Annotated in this window: 13 protein-coding genes; 5 read left to right on the forward strand and 8 right to left on the reverse strand. The window is 59.3% G+C overall.

Features of this window, described 5'->3' with window-relative positions; all coding sequences use genetic code 11:
• Positions 1-99: 99 nt before the first annotated feature.
• Together LGH74_RS01870 and LGH74_RS01875 are read left to right on the forward strand one after the other, a co-directional pair.
• Positions 100-1,755: a M1 family metallopeptidase gene (locus tag LGH74_RS01870; RefSeq protein ID WP_226171030.1), complete on the forward strand. Its 1,656-nt coding sequence runs from the start codon at positions 100-102 to the stop codon at positions 1,753-1,755.
• A gap of 66 nt (positions 1,756-1,821) precedes the next feature.
• On the forward strand, positions 1,822-3,351 hold the full coding sequence (locus tag LGH74_RS01875; RefSeq protein ID WP_226171033.1) for a dienelactone hydrolase family protein: 1,530 nt from the start codon (positions 1,822-1,824) through the stop codon (positions 3,349-3,351).
• A gap of 261 nt (positions 3,352-3,612) precedes the next feature.
• Here the strand turns inward: LGH74_RS01875 and LGH74_RS01880 are convergent, their stop codons facing one another.
• On the reverse strand, positions 3,613-3,897 hold the full coding sequence (locus tag LGH74_RS01880) for a GIY-YIG nuclease family protein (protein WP_226171050.1): 285 nt from the start codon (positions 3,895-3,897) through the stop codon (positions 3,613-3,615).
• 188 nt (positions 3,898-4,085) lie between these two features.
• On the opposite strand from LGH74_RS01880, the gene lpdA reads away from it, so the two are divergent.
• On the forward strand, positions 4,086-5,492 hold the full coding sequence (gene lpdA / locus LGH74_RS01885; RefSeq protein ID WP_226171053.1) for a dihydrolipoyl dehydrogenase: 1,407 nt from the start codon (positions 4,086-4,088) through the stop codon (positions 5,490-5,492).
• A 140-nt stretch (positions 5,493-5,632) separates the two neighbouring features.
• Here the strand turns inward: lpdA and LGH74_RS01890 are convergent, their stop codons facing one another.
• Both LGH74_RS01890 and LGH74_RS01895 read right to left on the reverse strand, forming a co-directional pair.
• The gene (locus LGH74_RS01890) at positions 5,633-6,481 is read right to left on the reverse strand and encodes a DUF5694 domain-containing protein (protein ID WP_226171056.1); all 849 of its coding nucleotides are present in this window, start codon (positions 6,479-6,481) and stop codon (positions 5,633-5,635) included.
• Between the two features lie 401 nt (positions 6,482-6,882).
• Positions 6,883-7,845: a hypothetical protein gene (locus tag LGH74_RS01895; protein WP_226171059.1), complete on the reverse strand. Its 963-nt coding sequence runs from the start codon at positions 7,843-7,845 to the stop codon at positions 6,883-6,885.
• 538 nt (positions 7,846-8,383) lie between these two features.
• Between LGH74_RS01895 and LGH74_RS01900 the strand changes: the two genes are divergently transcribed.
• The gene (locus LGH74_RS01900) at positions 8,384-9,076 is read left to right on the forward strand and encodes a hypothetical protein (protein WP_226171062.1); all 693 of its coding nucleotides are present in this window, start codon (positions 8,384-8,386) and stop codon (positions 9,074-9,076) included.
• 132 nt (positions 9,077-9,208) lie between these two features.
• Here LGH74_RS01900 and LGH74_RS01905 read toward each other — a convergent pair whose 3' ends face one another.
• Complete coding sequence (locus LGH74_RS01905) at positions 9,209-9,871, reverse strand: hypothetical protein (protein WP_226171065.1); 663 nt, start codon at positions 9,869-9,871, stop codon at positions 9,209-9,211.
• 215 nt (positions 9,872-10,086) lie between these two features.
• On the opposite strand from LGH74_RS01905, the gene lepB reads away from it, so the two are divergent.
• Positions 10,087-11,247 (forward strand): signal peptidase I, encoded by a 1,161-nt coding sequence (lepB, locus tag LGH74_RS01910; protein ID WP_226171068.1) that lies wholly within the window; start codon positions 10,087-10,089, stop codon positions 11,245-11,247.
• 263 nt (positions 11,248-11,510) lie between these two features.
• Here lepB and LGH74_RS01915 read toward each other — a convergent pair whose 3' ends face one another.
• The 4 genes from LGH74_RS01915 to LGH74_RS01930 all read right to left on the reverse strand — a co-directional run bounded on the left by LGH74_RS01915 (position 11,511) and on the right by LGH74_RS01930 (position 15,246).
• Positions 11,511-12,143 carry a hypothetical protein gene (locus LGH74_RS01915; RefSeq protein WP_226171072.1) on the reverse strand — a complete coding sequence of 211 codons (633 nt, stop codon included), beginning with the start codon at positions 12,141-12,143 and terminating at the stop codon, positions 11,511-11,513.
• A 230-nt stretch (positions 12,144-12,373) separates the two neighbouring features.
• The gene (locus LGH74_RS01920; protein WP_226171075.1) at positions 12,374-12,946 is read right to left on the reverse strand and encodes a dihydrofolate reductase family protein; all 573 of its coding nucleotides are present in this window, start codon (positions 12,944-12,946) and stop codon (positions 12,374-12,376) included.
• 105 nt (positions 12,947-13,051) lie between these two features.
• Positions 13,052-13,474 carry a hypothetical protein gene (locus LGH74_RS01925; RefSeq protein WP_226171078.1) on the reverse strand — a complete coding sequence of 141 codons (423 nt, stop codon included), beginning with the start codon at positions 13,472-13,474 and terminating at the stop codon, positions 13,052-13,054.
• A gap of 113 nt (positions 13,475-13,587) precedes the next feature.
• Complete coding sequence (locus LGH74_RS01930) at positions 13,588-15,246, reverse strand: FAD-binding dehydrogenase (protein ID WP_226171080.1); 1,659 nt, start codon at positions 15,244-15,246, stop codon at positions 13,588-13,590.
• Positions 15,247-15,304: the final 58 nt, after the last annotated feature.

The raw sequence follows: 15,304 nt of genomic DNA on the forward strand, positions 1-15,304 counted from the left end.
CCCAAAGGTCAGCGCAGCTAAAGTTCGGGCTACGGCCCGGGCTGCTGGCAACTTCCGGCTCGCGTCGGAGTCTGTTATACCGCTCAATCTTCCGTTTCTATGCTTCGTACCTTACTCTTCCTGGCTGCATTTCTCGGCCTGAGTCAGACTGCCTCGGCCCAGCTGCTGCAGGCCAAGCTCGGCGCTTCCCGCGCCGATTCTTTGCGCGGCACTCTCACGCCGCTGCGCACCTGCTACGATATCAACTACTACCACCTCGACGTGACGCTCAACATTGAGAACCGCTCCCTCAGCGGCTCCAACCTGTTCCGCTTCACGGCCACTCAGGATTTCACGCGTCTGCAGTTCGATTTGTTTGCCAACCTGACGGTGGAGAAAGTGGTGCACAAAGACCAGAATCTGCCCTTCACCCGCGAGGCCAATGCCGTGTTCGTCACTTTTGCCCAGCCGATCCGCAAAGGCAGCCGTGACGAATTCACCGTCTTTTATTCCGGCAAGCCCCGGGTGGCCGAGCGCGCGCCCTGGGACGGCGGCCTGGTATTCACCAAAGACGCTAACGGCAAGCCCTGGGTAGCCACGGCCTGCCAGGGCCTGGGCGCCAGCGTGTGGTGGCCCACCAAAGACCACCAGGCCGACGAAGTGGACTCGATGCTCATCAGCGTGACGGTGCCGCAGGGGCTCAAGGATGTGTCGAACGGGCGGCTGCGCAAAACCACCAAGCTCAAAGGCGGAGCCACGCGCTTCGACTGGGCCGTGCGCAACCCCATCAACAACTACGACGTGGCCCTGAACGTGGGCGACTACACCAGCTTCGTGGACAGCTACACCGGCGAAAAGGGCAAGCTGACGCTGGAATACTGGGTGCTGCAGGAAAACCTGGCCAAGGCCAAAACGCACTTCGCGGCCAATGTGAAGCCCATGCTCAAGTCCTTGGAGCACTGGTTTGGGCCCTACCCGTTTTATGAGGACGGCTACAAGCTGGTGGATGCGCCCCACCTGGGCATGGAGCACCAGAGCGCCGTGGCCTACGGCAACAAGTACCAGAACGGCTATCTGGGCCAGGACCGCTCGGCCACCGGCTGGGGCATGAAGTGGGACTTTATCATCATCCACGAAAGTGGCCACGAGTGGTTTGGCAACAACATTACCAGCAAGGACATTGCCGATATGTGGATCCACGAGGCCTTCACGACGTACTCCGAGGCCCTGTTCACCGAAAGCCAGTTTGGCAAAGCCGCCGCCCAGCAGTACATCCACGGGCAGCGGCGCAACATCCAGAACGACGGGGCCATCATCGGGCCCTACGGCGTGAATCAGGAAGGCTCGGGGGATATGTACGACAAGGGCAGCAACCTGCTCAACATGGTGCGCATCATCATCAATGACGACGAGAAGTGGCGCCAGATTCTGCGGGGTCTGGGCAAGCACTTCTACCACCAGACCGTGACGACCGACCAAATTATCGGCTACATCAACCAGCACAGCGGCAAAAACCTGACGAAGGTGTTCGACCAGTATCTGCGCCACCCCAGCATCCCGACCCTGGAAATTCGCCAGGAGGAAGGCCAGCTGCTGGTGCGCTGGGTAGCTAATGTGCCCGACTTCGACATGCCGGTTCGGGTGCGCGTGAAGGGTGGACAGTACGGCTTCATCCAGCCCGGCACCCGCTTTCAGCCCGTGGAAATACCCGGCGCGACGAAAGACAACCTCGAAGTCGACACGTTCAACTATTACATCGGGGTATTAGTGGATTAGGATATACGGGTAGTGGCGGGGCGAATGAAGTGGTATCATTGCCCCGCATTTCATTTGTATTCCTGCATGGTAAGAGCTACTCTATTTGTTATTCTGTGCTTCTGCACGTCTATTGCCCAGGCGGCGTCCGGTTTTGCCGACCTTCGGCAAGGCTCCCACGGCGTGGGCTTCCGCGTGGTGCAGCAATACGATTATGCGCGGGCTTACAAAGGCCGCACCGATGCCGTAACGGGAAAACCAACGACCGGCGAGCTGGCCCGCCCCATCCAAACCCTGGTGTGGTACCCGGCCCCGAAAGGCGGTACTCCCCTGCGGTATGCCGATTACCTGCGCACCGAAGCCACCGACGAAAACTTCACCCGCACCGATGCGGAAGCCGCTGCCTTCCTGGCCGACAAGCTGCAGTGGGCCGCCGCTCAAGTAGGCCCGAAACAAGCTCAGCAGCTCTTTGATCAGCGCATGTGGGCCGTGCGCAATGCCCCGGCCGCGGCGGGCAAGTTTCCGGTGGTGATTTATGCCGCCGGCGGCGGCGGCACGGCCCACGAAGCCGCCGACCTGTGCGAATACCTCGCCAGCCACGGCTACGTAGTGCTGGCCAGCCGCAGCCTGGGCACGCGTACCAAGGACATGAACTTCGATGCCGAAGGGCTGGACACGCAGGCTCGTGATATCCAATTCCTGCTCTCATACGCCCACACCCTGCCCCAGGCGGATATGGCCCATGTGGCCGCCGCCGGCTGGAGCTGGGGCGGCCTGGCCAATGCCCTGGCGGCCACGCAAGACACGCGTATTGGCGCCATCGTCAGCTTTGATGGTACCAAAGCCCAGGAGGACACCAAGCCCGTATCCCGCGTGCGTCTGACCGTACCGTGGCTGTACGTGCAGCGCCGCTCCGAATCGGTGCGCGAGCTTAGTGCCAAAGGGATGGAAACGACGGGGATTCTGCTGAACGAAGCCAAGTACTCGGACCTCTACCACGTGGTCATGAACCCGATGGAGCACAGCGACTTTTCCACCATCGGGCTGCGCTTTGCTGCCCCGGCGCACTTCACGGAGTATTCCCGGGCCGAAGTGGAAGCGGCCTACCACTGGACCGGCCGCTACACCCTCGAGTTTCTCAACGCCCAGCTGAAAGGCGACGCCACCGGCCAGCAGTTCCTGGGCCGCACGCCCACCCAGAACGGCGTACCGGCCCATATGGCTCGCCTCTACCACCTGCCCGCCCGAACTGGCCCCTTGCCCACGCAGGCCGGCTTCGCGGCGGCCCTGGCCCGGGACGGCTTCGGCCAGGCCCTGGAAATCTACCGACAAATGCAGCAGCAGGAGCCCACGTTTGTGTTGTCGGAAGGCACGCTGAATACCTGGGGCTATCAGCTCCTGCGCGAGGCCCACGACCTGCCCGCCGCCCGAGCCATCTTCGCCCTTGGCACGGAGCTCTATCCCAACGACGCCAACCTGTTTGACAGCCTGGCCGAAGCCGACGAGAAAAACCAGGACGTTCAAGCGGCCATTACCCACTACCGCCGCTCCCTGCAGCTAAACCCCGCCAACCAAAACGCCCGGCAGCGCCTCCAGGCTCTCGGCCCTCCGAGGTAGCTAATTTCTCGTGTCATTGCGAGCAACGCGAAGCAATCCGTCCTCCACGCAGCACGCCCCGCCCTTTCCCCAGAAAGCTCTTTTTTTCCGTGTCATTGCGAGGCCGAAGGCCGTGGCAATCCGTCCTCTGACATGTGCTGAGTGCCCTGAAGTGAAAAGCCCTTTACCACCTAGCGCGGTAAAGGGCTTTTCACTTCAGGGCACTCAGCACATGTCAGAGGACAGATTGCTTCGTCGTACCTCCTCGCAATGACAAGGCTTTTAGCCCAGCGTGTCAAACCGGTCTTTCCATTCCGGATTGAAAGACTGTATCAGGTCCAGCTTCTTTTGCCTTGACCCGGCCTTAAGTTGTTTCTCCTGGTCTATAGCGGCTTTTACTTCTGTGAACTGCTCCCAGTACACCAGCTTGTGCACGTTGCACTTCTTCGTAAAGCCGGGGTGTAAACCGGTTTTATGCTCGTGCACGCGCCGCTGTAGGTCGTTCGTAACGCCAATGTAGAGCACCGCGTGGTTGGCGTTGGTCAGGATGTAGACATAGTAGTGCATAGCTTGTTACTATAAAGGGCTTGGTGGGTAAAGAATGTGTCATACTTCGCAGAGGACGGATTGCTTCGCTTTGCTCGCAATGACACGGGTTTGCTGAACACATCCGAACAAAACTCACTAAATCACCAATTCACTAAAGCCCCGTTCGTACCTTCGCCCCAGTTGATTCTCACCGAATTCACCTTAGCATGACCCAATACGACGTTACCGTCATCGGCTCCGGCCCCGGCGGCTATGTAGCGGCCATCCGCTGCGCCCAGCTCGGCTTCAAAACGGCCCTCATCGAGAAATACCCCACCCTGGGCGGCACCTGCCTCAACGTGGGCTGCATCCCGAGCAAGGCCTTGCTCGACTCGACCGAGCACTACCACAATGCCGCCCACACCTTCAAGGAGCACGGCATTGAGCTGAGCGATTTGCAAATCAACATGAACCAGCTCATCGACCGTAAAAACGGGGTGGTGAAGGCCAATACCGACGGTATCCAGTTCTTGATGAAGAAGAACAAGATTGAGGTGCTGCGCGGCGTGGGCTCGTTCGTCGATAAAAACCACATCAGCATCACGCCCACCGAGGGCGGCGAGGCTCAGCAGATTGAAACCAAGCACGTCATCATTGCCACGGGCTCCAAGCCCACGGTGCTGCCTTTCATTGCCCAGGACAAGGAGCGCATCATCACCTCCACCGAGGCCCTGAATATCCGCGAGGTGCCCAAGCACATGATTGTCATCGGCGGCGGCGTTATCGGTCTGGAAATGGCTTCCGTGTATGCCCGCCTCGGCGCGAAAGTGTCGGTGGTGGAGTTCATGGATTCGCTCATCCCGACCATGGACCGCGGCCTGGGCAAAGAGCTTAAGCGCATCCTGGGTAAAATCGGCATCGAGTTTTTCCTCAGCCACAAGGTAACCGGCGCTACCCGTGAGGGCGACGCCGTGACCGTAACCGCCACCAACCCGAAAGGCGAGGAAGTGAAGTTTGAGGGCGACTACTGTCTGGTGGCCGTGGGCCGCGTGCCCTACACCGCCGGCCTCAATCTGGAAGCCGCTGGCATCGAAATGGAAGAGCGGGGCCGTATCAAGGTCGATGAGCACCTGCAGACTTCCGTGCCCGGCATCTACGCCATCGGCGACGTGATTCGCGGCGCCATGCTGGCCCACAAGGCCGAGGAAGAAGGCGTGTACGTGGCCGAAACCCTGGCGGGCCAGAAGCCTCACATCAACTACCTGCTGATTCCGGGCGTGGTGTATACCTGGCCCGAAGTGGCCGGCGTAGGCTACACCGAAGAGCAGCTCAAGGAGCAGGGTAAGGCCTACAAAACCGGCTCCTTCCCCTTCCGCGCCTCGGGCCGCGCCCGCGCCTCCATGGACCTCGACGGCTTCGTGAAAGTGCTGGCCGACAAGGAAACCGACGAAATCCTGGGCGTCCACATGATCGGGCCGCGCATCGCCGACCTCATTGCCGAAGCCGTAACGGCCATGGAGTTCCGCGCCTCGGCCGAGGACGTGGCCCGCATGAGCCACGCCCACCCCACCTACGCCGAAGCCATGAAGGAAGCCTGCCTCGCCGCCACCGAGAACCGGGCGATTCACATGTAATTCTCATTCTCAGCCGCAAGGCAGCAACGCAACAGCGGCTGTAGCTCCTAGGAGTTACAGCCGCTGTTGTTTTGGTGGCTGGCCCGGTAAGTAAGCGGAAAACGGCAAACTCGCAGGTTGCCCGGCTCAACTCCGCACGGCTACTTTACCACGTCCTTCAGCTCCTTGAGCCGGAAGCGGGAGTCATATTGGGCAAACTCGCGCATCATGGCCGTGTGGGCCGCGCCCGCCAGCACCAGCACGCGCTGGTCGGTGGGCTCCACGGTTTTCTGCACCACCGAGTACATGTACAGGTTACGCCGGTACCACTCCGACACCAACCAAGGCCCGGCAAAGCTCTCAATACTGCCGGCCTTGTTGAACAGGTCGAGGTAGGCGCCTTTGTTCTCGTTTATGCTGCTGGGTGTGTTGAAATCGAGCAGGAGCTGCGTGAGGGTAAAGGTGCTGAGTTTACGGTTCTGGTCGGCTTCTACTTTGTTGAATGTTTCCCCAAGGCGCTGGATCAGGACATCCTGGTGGGCTTGCTGCATGGCCTTTTGCACGCTGTCGTAGGGGAACGTGGCTTTGAGGTAATCGAAGGCGTACACGCGCGACAGGCCCGCTTTCTTGGCGGTGCGGAAGGCCAGCTGGACAATTTCGTTTTTCAGGTAGAAGTCGCGCTGGCTGGGCTTGGCGTATTTGGCCTGAATGGCCTGCTCGTACTGGCTGCCCAAGTAGAGCTGGTAAAGCGCGTCTAGCTCGGCCTGCTTGCTCCAGTCCCACTCCACAAATACCTTATCGGGGTGCCATTGGCTGAGGCGGCCAGTCATCGTCTCCAACTCGGCCTGAGCCTTGGGCGCCAGCACATCAAATGATTTCGTCTTCACGATATCAGCACCGGGGTTGTGGAAGTGGAACGTGCCCAGCAGCAGCAGCTCGGCGGGCTTGGTTTGGGCAGTGGCTCCCAGGGCTAGGAGGAGGTTGCTGAGCAGAAACAGAAATGCTTTCATGGGCTTGTCTTGGAGATGGCTGCAAGGTAGGGCCACCTCGGCAGATGCTTGATTAGCCGAAGGCCACATAATGATGTAGTCGAGGCGCTATTCAGAGGCACGCTTGACGGCTACTAGTGTCGCTTTATCAAGCAAGAATAGTTTGGCCGCGCACGGTATCCTCTTTGACGCGCCTCGACCGACCTCATTGCCGGTACTGGGGCTTGCATAAGCCACACCCACCCCACCTACGCCGAAGCCATGAAGCAAGCATGTTTGGCGGCTACTGAGAACCGGGCTATTCATATATAATTCCAAGCCACAAGGCAGCAACACAAAAGCGGCCGGAGCTACCAGGCGCCTCGGCCGCTTTTGCGTTTTATTTTGGTTTGTGTCAATACTTCTTGAGTTTTAGTACATACCTAATTACCGTTAGTCGGAATATCTTGTTCCTGGCAATAGGCGGTGATATCGGCATCTGATTTAAAGTATGTGTCGCAAAACTCCTGAAGTTCTTTTTCGCTGGATTTGATGTATCTGTCATCTGCTTTCAATATTTTATCGATTTTGTCTATAAAATTATTGAAATCTGTATTAATATGGCATAACTTATCGATGGTTTTAAAATCGAGGCCCTTGAATCTGGATTGATGTATAACCTTGCTTTCATAAGGGTTAGCCTTAAGTTCTATCACTCCTATTCCAAATGATTGATTAAGTCTACTTATCTCGTCACTTAAATTGTTATTAATTTCAAAGGCAACTAGATAACCAAAATTAGCCCAACTTGAATTTGAAACAGCTTGAAAATATGCCTGTTTTAAGTCATAGTCGTTGTGTATTTCTCGCTTTAGCTCGTATGATGTAATCTTGAACGAGTCAGCAACGCTAGTTGACTTAATAAAGCTTTGACTGGTCTTCGTATGTAAGTTGGTAAACTCAACCCCTACCATATCCGGATGAATCCATTTTTGATTGCTATCCTTGCTATTGGCTGATTGTTCATGATAGATTGTCTTGGATGACACATCTACACTTTTCAGGTAAGTACTAAATAGCTTATGTAAGCTTCTCTCTTTATATAATGTTTTCTTTAGAGGCAGGACTTGTGTAGGCTGAGTTTCAGTACCCGCCACAGGAAAAATAGTTGCTTCATTTTTACTTAAGTAGTAGCTGAAGTTTCCCTTTCCTGTACTTACCCTTTTTACACGCGAATCCCCATTTCGAATAAAATCACCTAGTAAAGCTGAGACAGTGGAAGATGGTGTTTTGGATTGCCCAAAGTCATAATAATTGTTAAGTACTACATGGTTGCACACATCATTATGTGTAACAAGGTTGCCCATTTCTTCTAAACTTTGTAAAACAGCTTCTTTGAGGGTCATATCGTAGCAAGTGTGAGATTTTGTTTCTTAGTAAAGATGCAATTATAGATTCAAAAGATCGTCTTTAATTACTACTAACCCTACCGTCGCTTGGCTTTGCCGAGTAACGCCTCCGCTCTAGCAGTTCTACTACACGCGGCTGCGGATGATGGGGGTAGCTCTTCGGGCGGATTTGCGGCGGAACTGTTCAGATGTAGAACTCACTCGATGTAGCCGAGCGGGGGCGGCCATAAGTGGCCGTTTTACAAAGTATTTCATCCGACTCTCTGTAGGAAGTTGCCTCTACCGCAGTACGGCGAAGCAACTTCCTACCGAATATGCTCTTCCACAACTACAACAAGCCAACTTCCTATAGGAAGTTACTTCTACCGCAGTACTTAGGAGCAGATTAGATAGGAAGTGGTCCTTACGCAGCTACGTACGAGCAACTTCCTATAGGAAGTGCTGCAAAAAAAGTGCGGCGGGCGCGGTGGTAAAAGGGTGGAGCTTACCAGAGAAATACTACCTTATGCCATTCATTAACTACTACTTACCTATCATGTCAGATTCATTATTACCGGCCGGGCCGAACACTCCCAACCCCATTCGTCGCCGCAGCCAGCTGCCCGATTCGGAAGTAGCGCTGGCCGCCCTAGCTACCACCGTGGCCAAGGCCTGGCAGGCATCCGAGCTGCCCGAGTTGCTGTGGCTCACCAAGGCCGACCTGGCCGCGCAGGCCGAGGCCTTTGCCCGGCACCGCGACGCGGCCGATGCGGCCGGCGATGCCCGCACCCCACAGTCGAAACGGCTCAAAGCCCTCGACCAACTACTGAATGCAGGTTTGCGCTACGTGAAAGGCTACTTGGCCGAAGCGCATGACGACGAAACGGCCTATTACGGCGAGTTTGGTATCGAGAAGGCCCACCAAAAGTATGGGTTGCCCGTGGGGCGCCCCGAGCGGGTAAAAGCCGTAACCAAGCTGCTGGCCGCCCTCAAGTCCCACGGCTTCGACAAGAAGAAATACGGCACCGCCCACTGGCAACCCTTACTCACGGAGTACCAGCAGCTAGTGGAGCAAACCACCGAGACTACCGGGCAGCGCAGCGGCAAGGTGAGCAGCAAAAGTCAGGGCAAAAAGCAGGTGCGCAAAGCTCTCCAGGCCCTGATTCACCACCTCAAGGCCAACTACCCCGACACCTTCGAGGCCCAGCTGCGGGCCTTTGGCTTCCAGAAGGAAAGCTACGGCGGGTAGCGCGGCTGCGGGCCGTGCGTGTTATGTGTCTATTCCCAATACCACCAGCGGCCGGAGCTACGAGAGCTTCGGCCGCTGGTGGTATTGGGGCCGGTAGTAGCCCGGGCCGTGGTGCGGCGGTGCTGGGTCCGGCTAGTATTCGAGCACGTCGTCAATCTTATAGCCTTGGGCGGTATTGATGACTTTGATGTCGCCCTTGCCGTCGGTGTTGGTGCCCAGGTCGTGAATGACGACCTCGAACAGGAAGGCGTTGAAGGACCGGCTTTCCTTGAGCTTGCACTGGCTCACCTGGGCTTTGCCGTAGCCCTCGGGGGCAAACAAAAAGCCGCCCTGCTTCACGTACCGGGTGTTGTAGCGGGCGGCCCACTTTCGCTCGAATGCCTGCCGGGCTTTGGCTGCCAGCGCGCCTTCGTCCTCGGTGTATACCAGAAAGATTGCGTCATCCTTGTAGTTCAGGTACTGCGCCGTGTAGATGCCGTCCGGGTTTTCGGATTCGCTGTTTTGCTGCTCCTTGACCTTATCGGCGAAGTTTTCCTCGATGCTGGCCACCAGCCACTGCCGGGCCCGGGTCGAATCACCGGCTATGACCACGGGGGGCGGCGGCAGGGGCTGGGCCAGGGCCCGCATCGTAACCGATTCGGAGTCCGACTTGGATTCGGTTTCCGGGTCGGGGGCAGAAACCTGCTCGGTTGGGGCCACGACGGGGGGCGAGGAGCTGGCTGGCTGGTTGGCCGGCTGGGTTTGGCAAGCAGTGAGGACCACGGCCGCGGTCCAGAATACAAGCGTAGATTTCATCAACAAAGCAGTTGGGGAAGAGGAATACAGAGCTACTAGCCTAGTTGGGCAGCCGGCAAAACCAGCAGCCAACAAACCGGCGTTAGGGCCCAAGTATAGGAAATTAAAGATGCCTGTGCGGCTTGCTAGGCCTGCCAAAAACCAGCTGGGTCAGGCAACGCCGAGGCCGGAAAGCGCATCTGCCCCACCACACCTCCACTTTTAGCCTGGTTTCTATGAGCTTCTTCCGATTCTGGCGCCGGGGCGCACCTTCGCCGCCACTGCCCAAGAGTGCCGCGCGCGAGTGGCGCGACGCCCTGGTGTTTGCCATTCTGGTAGCCACATTTATCCGCTGGTCGGCGGTGGAGGCGTACACCATTCCCACGCCCAGTATGGAAAGCTCCCTGCTGGTGGGCGACTACCTTTTCGTAAGCCGGCTGCACTATGGTCCCATCACGCCCCGCACGCCGTTGCAAGTGCCCCTCACGCACCAGACGCTCTGGGGTACCGGCGTGAAAAGCTACTCCGAGGCCATTCAGCTACCCCAGTTCCGATTTCCGGGCTTCTCCGAGGTGAAGCGCAACGATGTGGTCGTGTTTCACGTGCCCCACGAGCAGCAGCGCCCCGCCGATATGCGCACCCACCTCATCAAACGCTGCGTGGCCGTGGCCGGCGACACGGTAGCCATTCGCCACGGGCAGGTGTTTCTCAACGGGCAGCCCGGCCCGGTGGCGGGCCGCTTGCAGAATACCTATTTCCTGCAAGTAGATGCCCCCAACGATGCCATCCGGCAGGACCTGCGCGCCCACGGCGTAGTCGACTACAACGAGCCCGATGGCCAGCCCCGCGCCACCACCGACCCCGCCACGGGCCAGGCCGGCTTCCTTATCAGCTGCCCGGCTGCCACCGCCAGCTACCTCCGCCGCCAGCCCTACGCCCGCAGCCTCACCGTGCCCCAATACCAAGCTTCGCTGTTTCCCGACGTAGCCGACTTCCACAACCCCGCTGCCGCGCTTAGCAGCCAGCCCCGGGCTTGGCAGATTGACGATTACGGCCCGCTGCCCGTGCCCCGCCGGGGCCAGACCATTGCCCTGACGCCCGCCAACGCGGCGGCCTACTACACCATCGTGGCCCAGTACGAGCCCAATGAGGGCATCAGCTGGCAGCAGGGCATGATTTACCAGCACGGCCGGCCGCTCACGAGCTATACCATCCGGCAGAACTACTACTTCATGATGGGCGACAACCGCCACAACTCCGAGGACTCCCGCTTCTGGGGCTTCGTGCCCGAAGACCACATCGTGGGCAAAGCCGTCTTCGTCTGGTGGTCGGTAGACCCCTACGCCGACCTGCTGCACAAAATCCGCTGGAACCGGCTGTTTCACCCTATCAGCTAAGGTAGAGCGTTGCAAGCTGAACGTCATTCCGAGCCCCACGAGGAATCTCGCGTGCTGACGTTGCTTATCCCGTTATCCTGAGCTTTGCCAAGGACCTCCCTCGCCTGAGTGACACGCCTTATTCAACGCAAAAAGCCCTTTCCTGCTCGTGTGGGAAAGGGCTTTTTGCGTTAGTAAAAGTGGCCATGGAGCAGGGGGGCAAAGTCCTTCGTCGCCGCTTGATGCGCGGAATACTCAGCCCGACAGTTCGTATTGCCGCAAGCCTAGAGCTTCTGCAGCTCGTCGTACTTCAGGGCTTTGGCGGCGGCTTTCACGGCTTCCATGTCAGGCTGCTCGGTGCCCGATACCGACACCATGAACCGGTCGTTGACGGCTACCGTGACGCTGGCCTGGCGGTCTTTCTTGCCGTAGCGCTCAAAGGCCTTGAGGCCCGCAATGCCCAGGTCGGAGCTGGTGATGAGCTGCTCGTCGTCTTCCATTTCCATGGCCATGCCCGTTACGGCGGCCGAAGCGGTAAAGAGCTCCGAGGAAGCGTTGTAGTCGGTGAGGGTAACGGTGATGGTCTTGTTGTCTTGGTGGAATTCGCGCGTGGCCTGGGAGTAGTTCATGCCGGGCATCTTGATGGTCTGGCCCGAGGGCGCGTCGGCGGTGGCAAAGCCGGGCACGGCTTCCGGCAGGTATTCCTGCAGCTTTTTGTAGGGCAAAGCCAGCGTGTCGCCGTTCTTCTCCCGCTCGGCCCGGTGCGACTTGGCTTCTTCCATAGCCTCGCCCATCTTTTCGGCATTCTTGCTCAGCTTCGACAGGGCCGAGTACGTGTTTTTGGCTTCCTGGGCCTGTTCGCAGCCCGCCAGCAGCAGGACAGTAGCCAGAAGCAACGGGGAAGAGCGGTAGAGCATAGGGAAAGGAATAGAAAGAGAGAGTGAATGAAAGGGGTAAATATATAGGATAAAATATATTGAAGTCTGGCCGCTTGGTGCCACCAGCCCGCCACTACGCAGCAGCGGCCGAAGCTCCCGGAGCTTCGGCCGCTGCTGCGTTGCTGTAAAATAAAATTGGGCAGTTGCGGAGCCAGTTGGCGCTACGGCTCATCACTCTAGCCCCCGAGGCGCACCAGTGGCACTATTTCTTAGCCGCGCTTGGGCTCGTAGTGCAGCACCGTCACCCCGCACTCGAAGCCGGTAGCTTTTACCAGCGTCAGGTGCTGGGTGTTGTCCAGGCTTTGGAAAACGGGCAGCCCCCGGCCAATGGCGGCGGGGTTGATGAAGAGGTGGTACTCGTCAATCAGGTTGGCCTTGATGAGGGCCGACACGAATGTGGCCCCGCCGTAGGCAATGATATCCTGGCCGGGCTGCTCTTTGAGCCGCGTTATTTCGGCCACCAGGTCGCCTTTAGCCAGCACGGTATTGTCCCACGCGGCCTGCTCCAGGGTTTGGGTAAACACCACTTTGGGCGTGTCGGTGAACTTCTGGCCGGCCGCTACTTCTGGGTTGTCGGGCGTGGCGGCTACGGCGGCCCAGTGCGGAATAAAGCCCTGGGCCAGCTTGCGGCCCAGCACGATGCAGTCGACGGGCTCGGTGAGGTCGGCTACGTAGCTTTTCAGGGCCTCGTCCCAGCTGAAGGTCATCCAGTCCATTTCGCCGTTGGGGCCGGCCATGTAGCCGTCGACGGTCATCTGGACCTGTAGCTTTAGTTTTCTCATGGTAGGTAGTAGTTAGCTAGCGTCCCAAAGGTACCGGCCCGGCGCCCCGATGGCGGCGGGTGAATCCGACAACCATACGGGGCATTTGCGACAATCGTGTGGGCTTCAATTCACCTCGATGGTGAAGATGGTGCTGAGCTTGAACACGTCGCGCGAGGGTTGGTGCTCGGTATAGCTGACCACCACCAAGTGTGTGGTTTGGCACTGGTTGCAGCGCAGGTAGTAGGCGTACATACCGGAGAAATGGTACCCTTTTATTTCATTTACGCCTTCGATGCCGCCATACGCGGCGGCCGCCTTATCCAGCACCGGGCCCGTGTTGCCATCCAGGTAGTGACCGTCACTTACCGTAATCTTGACGGCCGGATTGGTGCAGGCCGAGCAATGAAAGGAAAGCTGGGTTTTATCGGGACTGTCGCCGCCGCTGGAAAGCCAGTTGTCGTAGTACTCGGGGCTGCGAAAAACGAGGGACGTAATGGTAAAGCTCTGCGGGACGCGTAGCTGTTCGTAGCGGTTCTGATCGGGCATACAGGCAGATTAGCAAGGTGAAGTACCGCCGAAAGCTACGGCAAAACTGAACTACTGGCGGCGCGCAGTAGGTAGCAGGCCGCTGCCTGACGACAACGGGTCCTGCGGTGCGCTTACCCCACGGCCTGGGCGGCGGCGCGGCCGGCAATGCGGCCCGAGAAAAGGCAGCCGCCCAGAAACGTGCCTTCCAGAGCCCGGTAGCCGTGCATGCCGCCCCCGCCGAAACCCGCTACTTCGCCCGCCGCGTAGAGGCCGGGTATCGGTTGGCCATCGGCGCCCAGCACCCGGCTCGACAGGTCGGTTTCGAGGCCGCCGAGGCTTTTGCGGGTCAGCACGTGCAGGCGCACGGCAATGAGCGGGCCTTTGGTGGGGTCGAGGAGGCGGTGCGGGGGCGCGGTCCGGATGAGTTTGTCGCCGAGGTAGTGGCGGGCCCCGCGGATAGCCGTAATCTGGCCGTCCTTGCTGAAGGGGTTGTTGAGCTGCGAGTCGCGGGCCCGCACTTCCTGCTCCACCTGGGCGTAGTCGAGCAGCGGCGCGCCGGTCAGCTCGTTCATGGCTTGCACGAGGTCGGGCAGGTTGTCGCGCACGATAAAGTCGGCCCCGTGCTGCTTGAAGGCTTCCACTGGGGCCGGGGCTCCTTTGCCAAAGGCGCGGCCTAGTGTCTGACGCCAGCTTTTGTTGGTCAGGTCGGGGTTTTGCTCGGAGCCCGACAGCGCAAACTCGTGGCGGATAATCTTCTGGGTCAGGATAAACCAGCTGTAGTCGTGGCCCGTCTGGCGCAGGTGGTGTAGCGTGCCCAGCGTATCGAAGCCGGGGTAGAGCGGCCCTGGCAGGCGCTGGCCGCGGGCATCGAGCCAGAGCGACGACGGGCCGGGCAAGATCCGGATGCCGTGCCGGGCCCAGATGGGGTTCCAGTTTTCGACGCCCTCGGTGTAGTGCCACATCCGGTCCTGGTTGATGAGCCGGCCGCCGGCCGCTTCGCTGATGCCCAGCATCAGGCCGTCGACGTGTTCGGGCACGCCCGAAAGCATGTGCGCGGGCGGCTGGCCGAGGCGGGCGGGCCAGTGCCGACGCACTAACTCGTGGTTGGCCCCCATGCCACCCGCCGTCACGATAACCGCTTGGGCCCGCAAGGCAAATTCGCCCACCACCAGCCGAGAGCTTTTCTCGCCCCGGGGCGCCGAGCTGGGCTCCAGTATTTCCCCACTGGCCCCCACCACTACGCCGCCGGCCAGGGTCAGCTCGGTTACGCGGTGGCGGAACTTGAGGGTAATCAGGCCCTTTTTCACGGCTTCCCGCACGCGGTGGGCAAACGGGGCTACTACGCCGGTACCCGTGCCCCAGGTCACGTGGAAGCGTGGCACCGAGTTGCCGGGGCCGCGGGCGCCGTAGCCGCCCCGCTCGGCCCAGCCCACCACCGGAAAGAACCGCACGCCCTGTTGGTGTAGCCAGCTGCGCTTTTCACCGGCGGCCCAGCCCACGTAGGCCTCGGCCCAGCGCCGGGGCCAGGCATCCTCGGGCCGGTCGAAGTCGGCGTTGCCCAGCCAGTCCTGCAACGCCAGCTCGTAGGAGTCGTGGATGCCGAGGCGGCGCTGCTCGGGCGAATCGACCAGGAACAGGCCCCCAAACGACCAGAAGGCCTGGCCGCCCATATTCTGTTCGGGTTCCTGGTCGAGCAGCAGCACCCGCTTGCCGGCGTCGGCCAGCTCGGCCGCTGCTACCAGGCCCGCCAGGCCCGCGCCAATAACCACTATATCAGCCTCGGTTTGCATAAGCATTTCGTTGAAAACCCGCTGCCGAAGCCTGACGCGCCACAGTAGCAGGGGAGGG

Origin of the sequence: Hymenobacter lucidus (assembly GCF_020447265.1) — a bacterium.
GTDB lineage: Bacteria > Bacteroidota > Bacteroidia > Cytophagales > Hymenobacteraceae > Hymenobacter > Hymenobacter lucidus.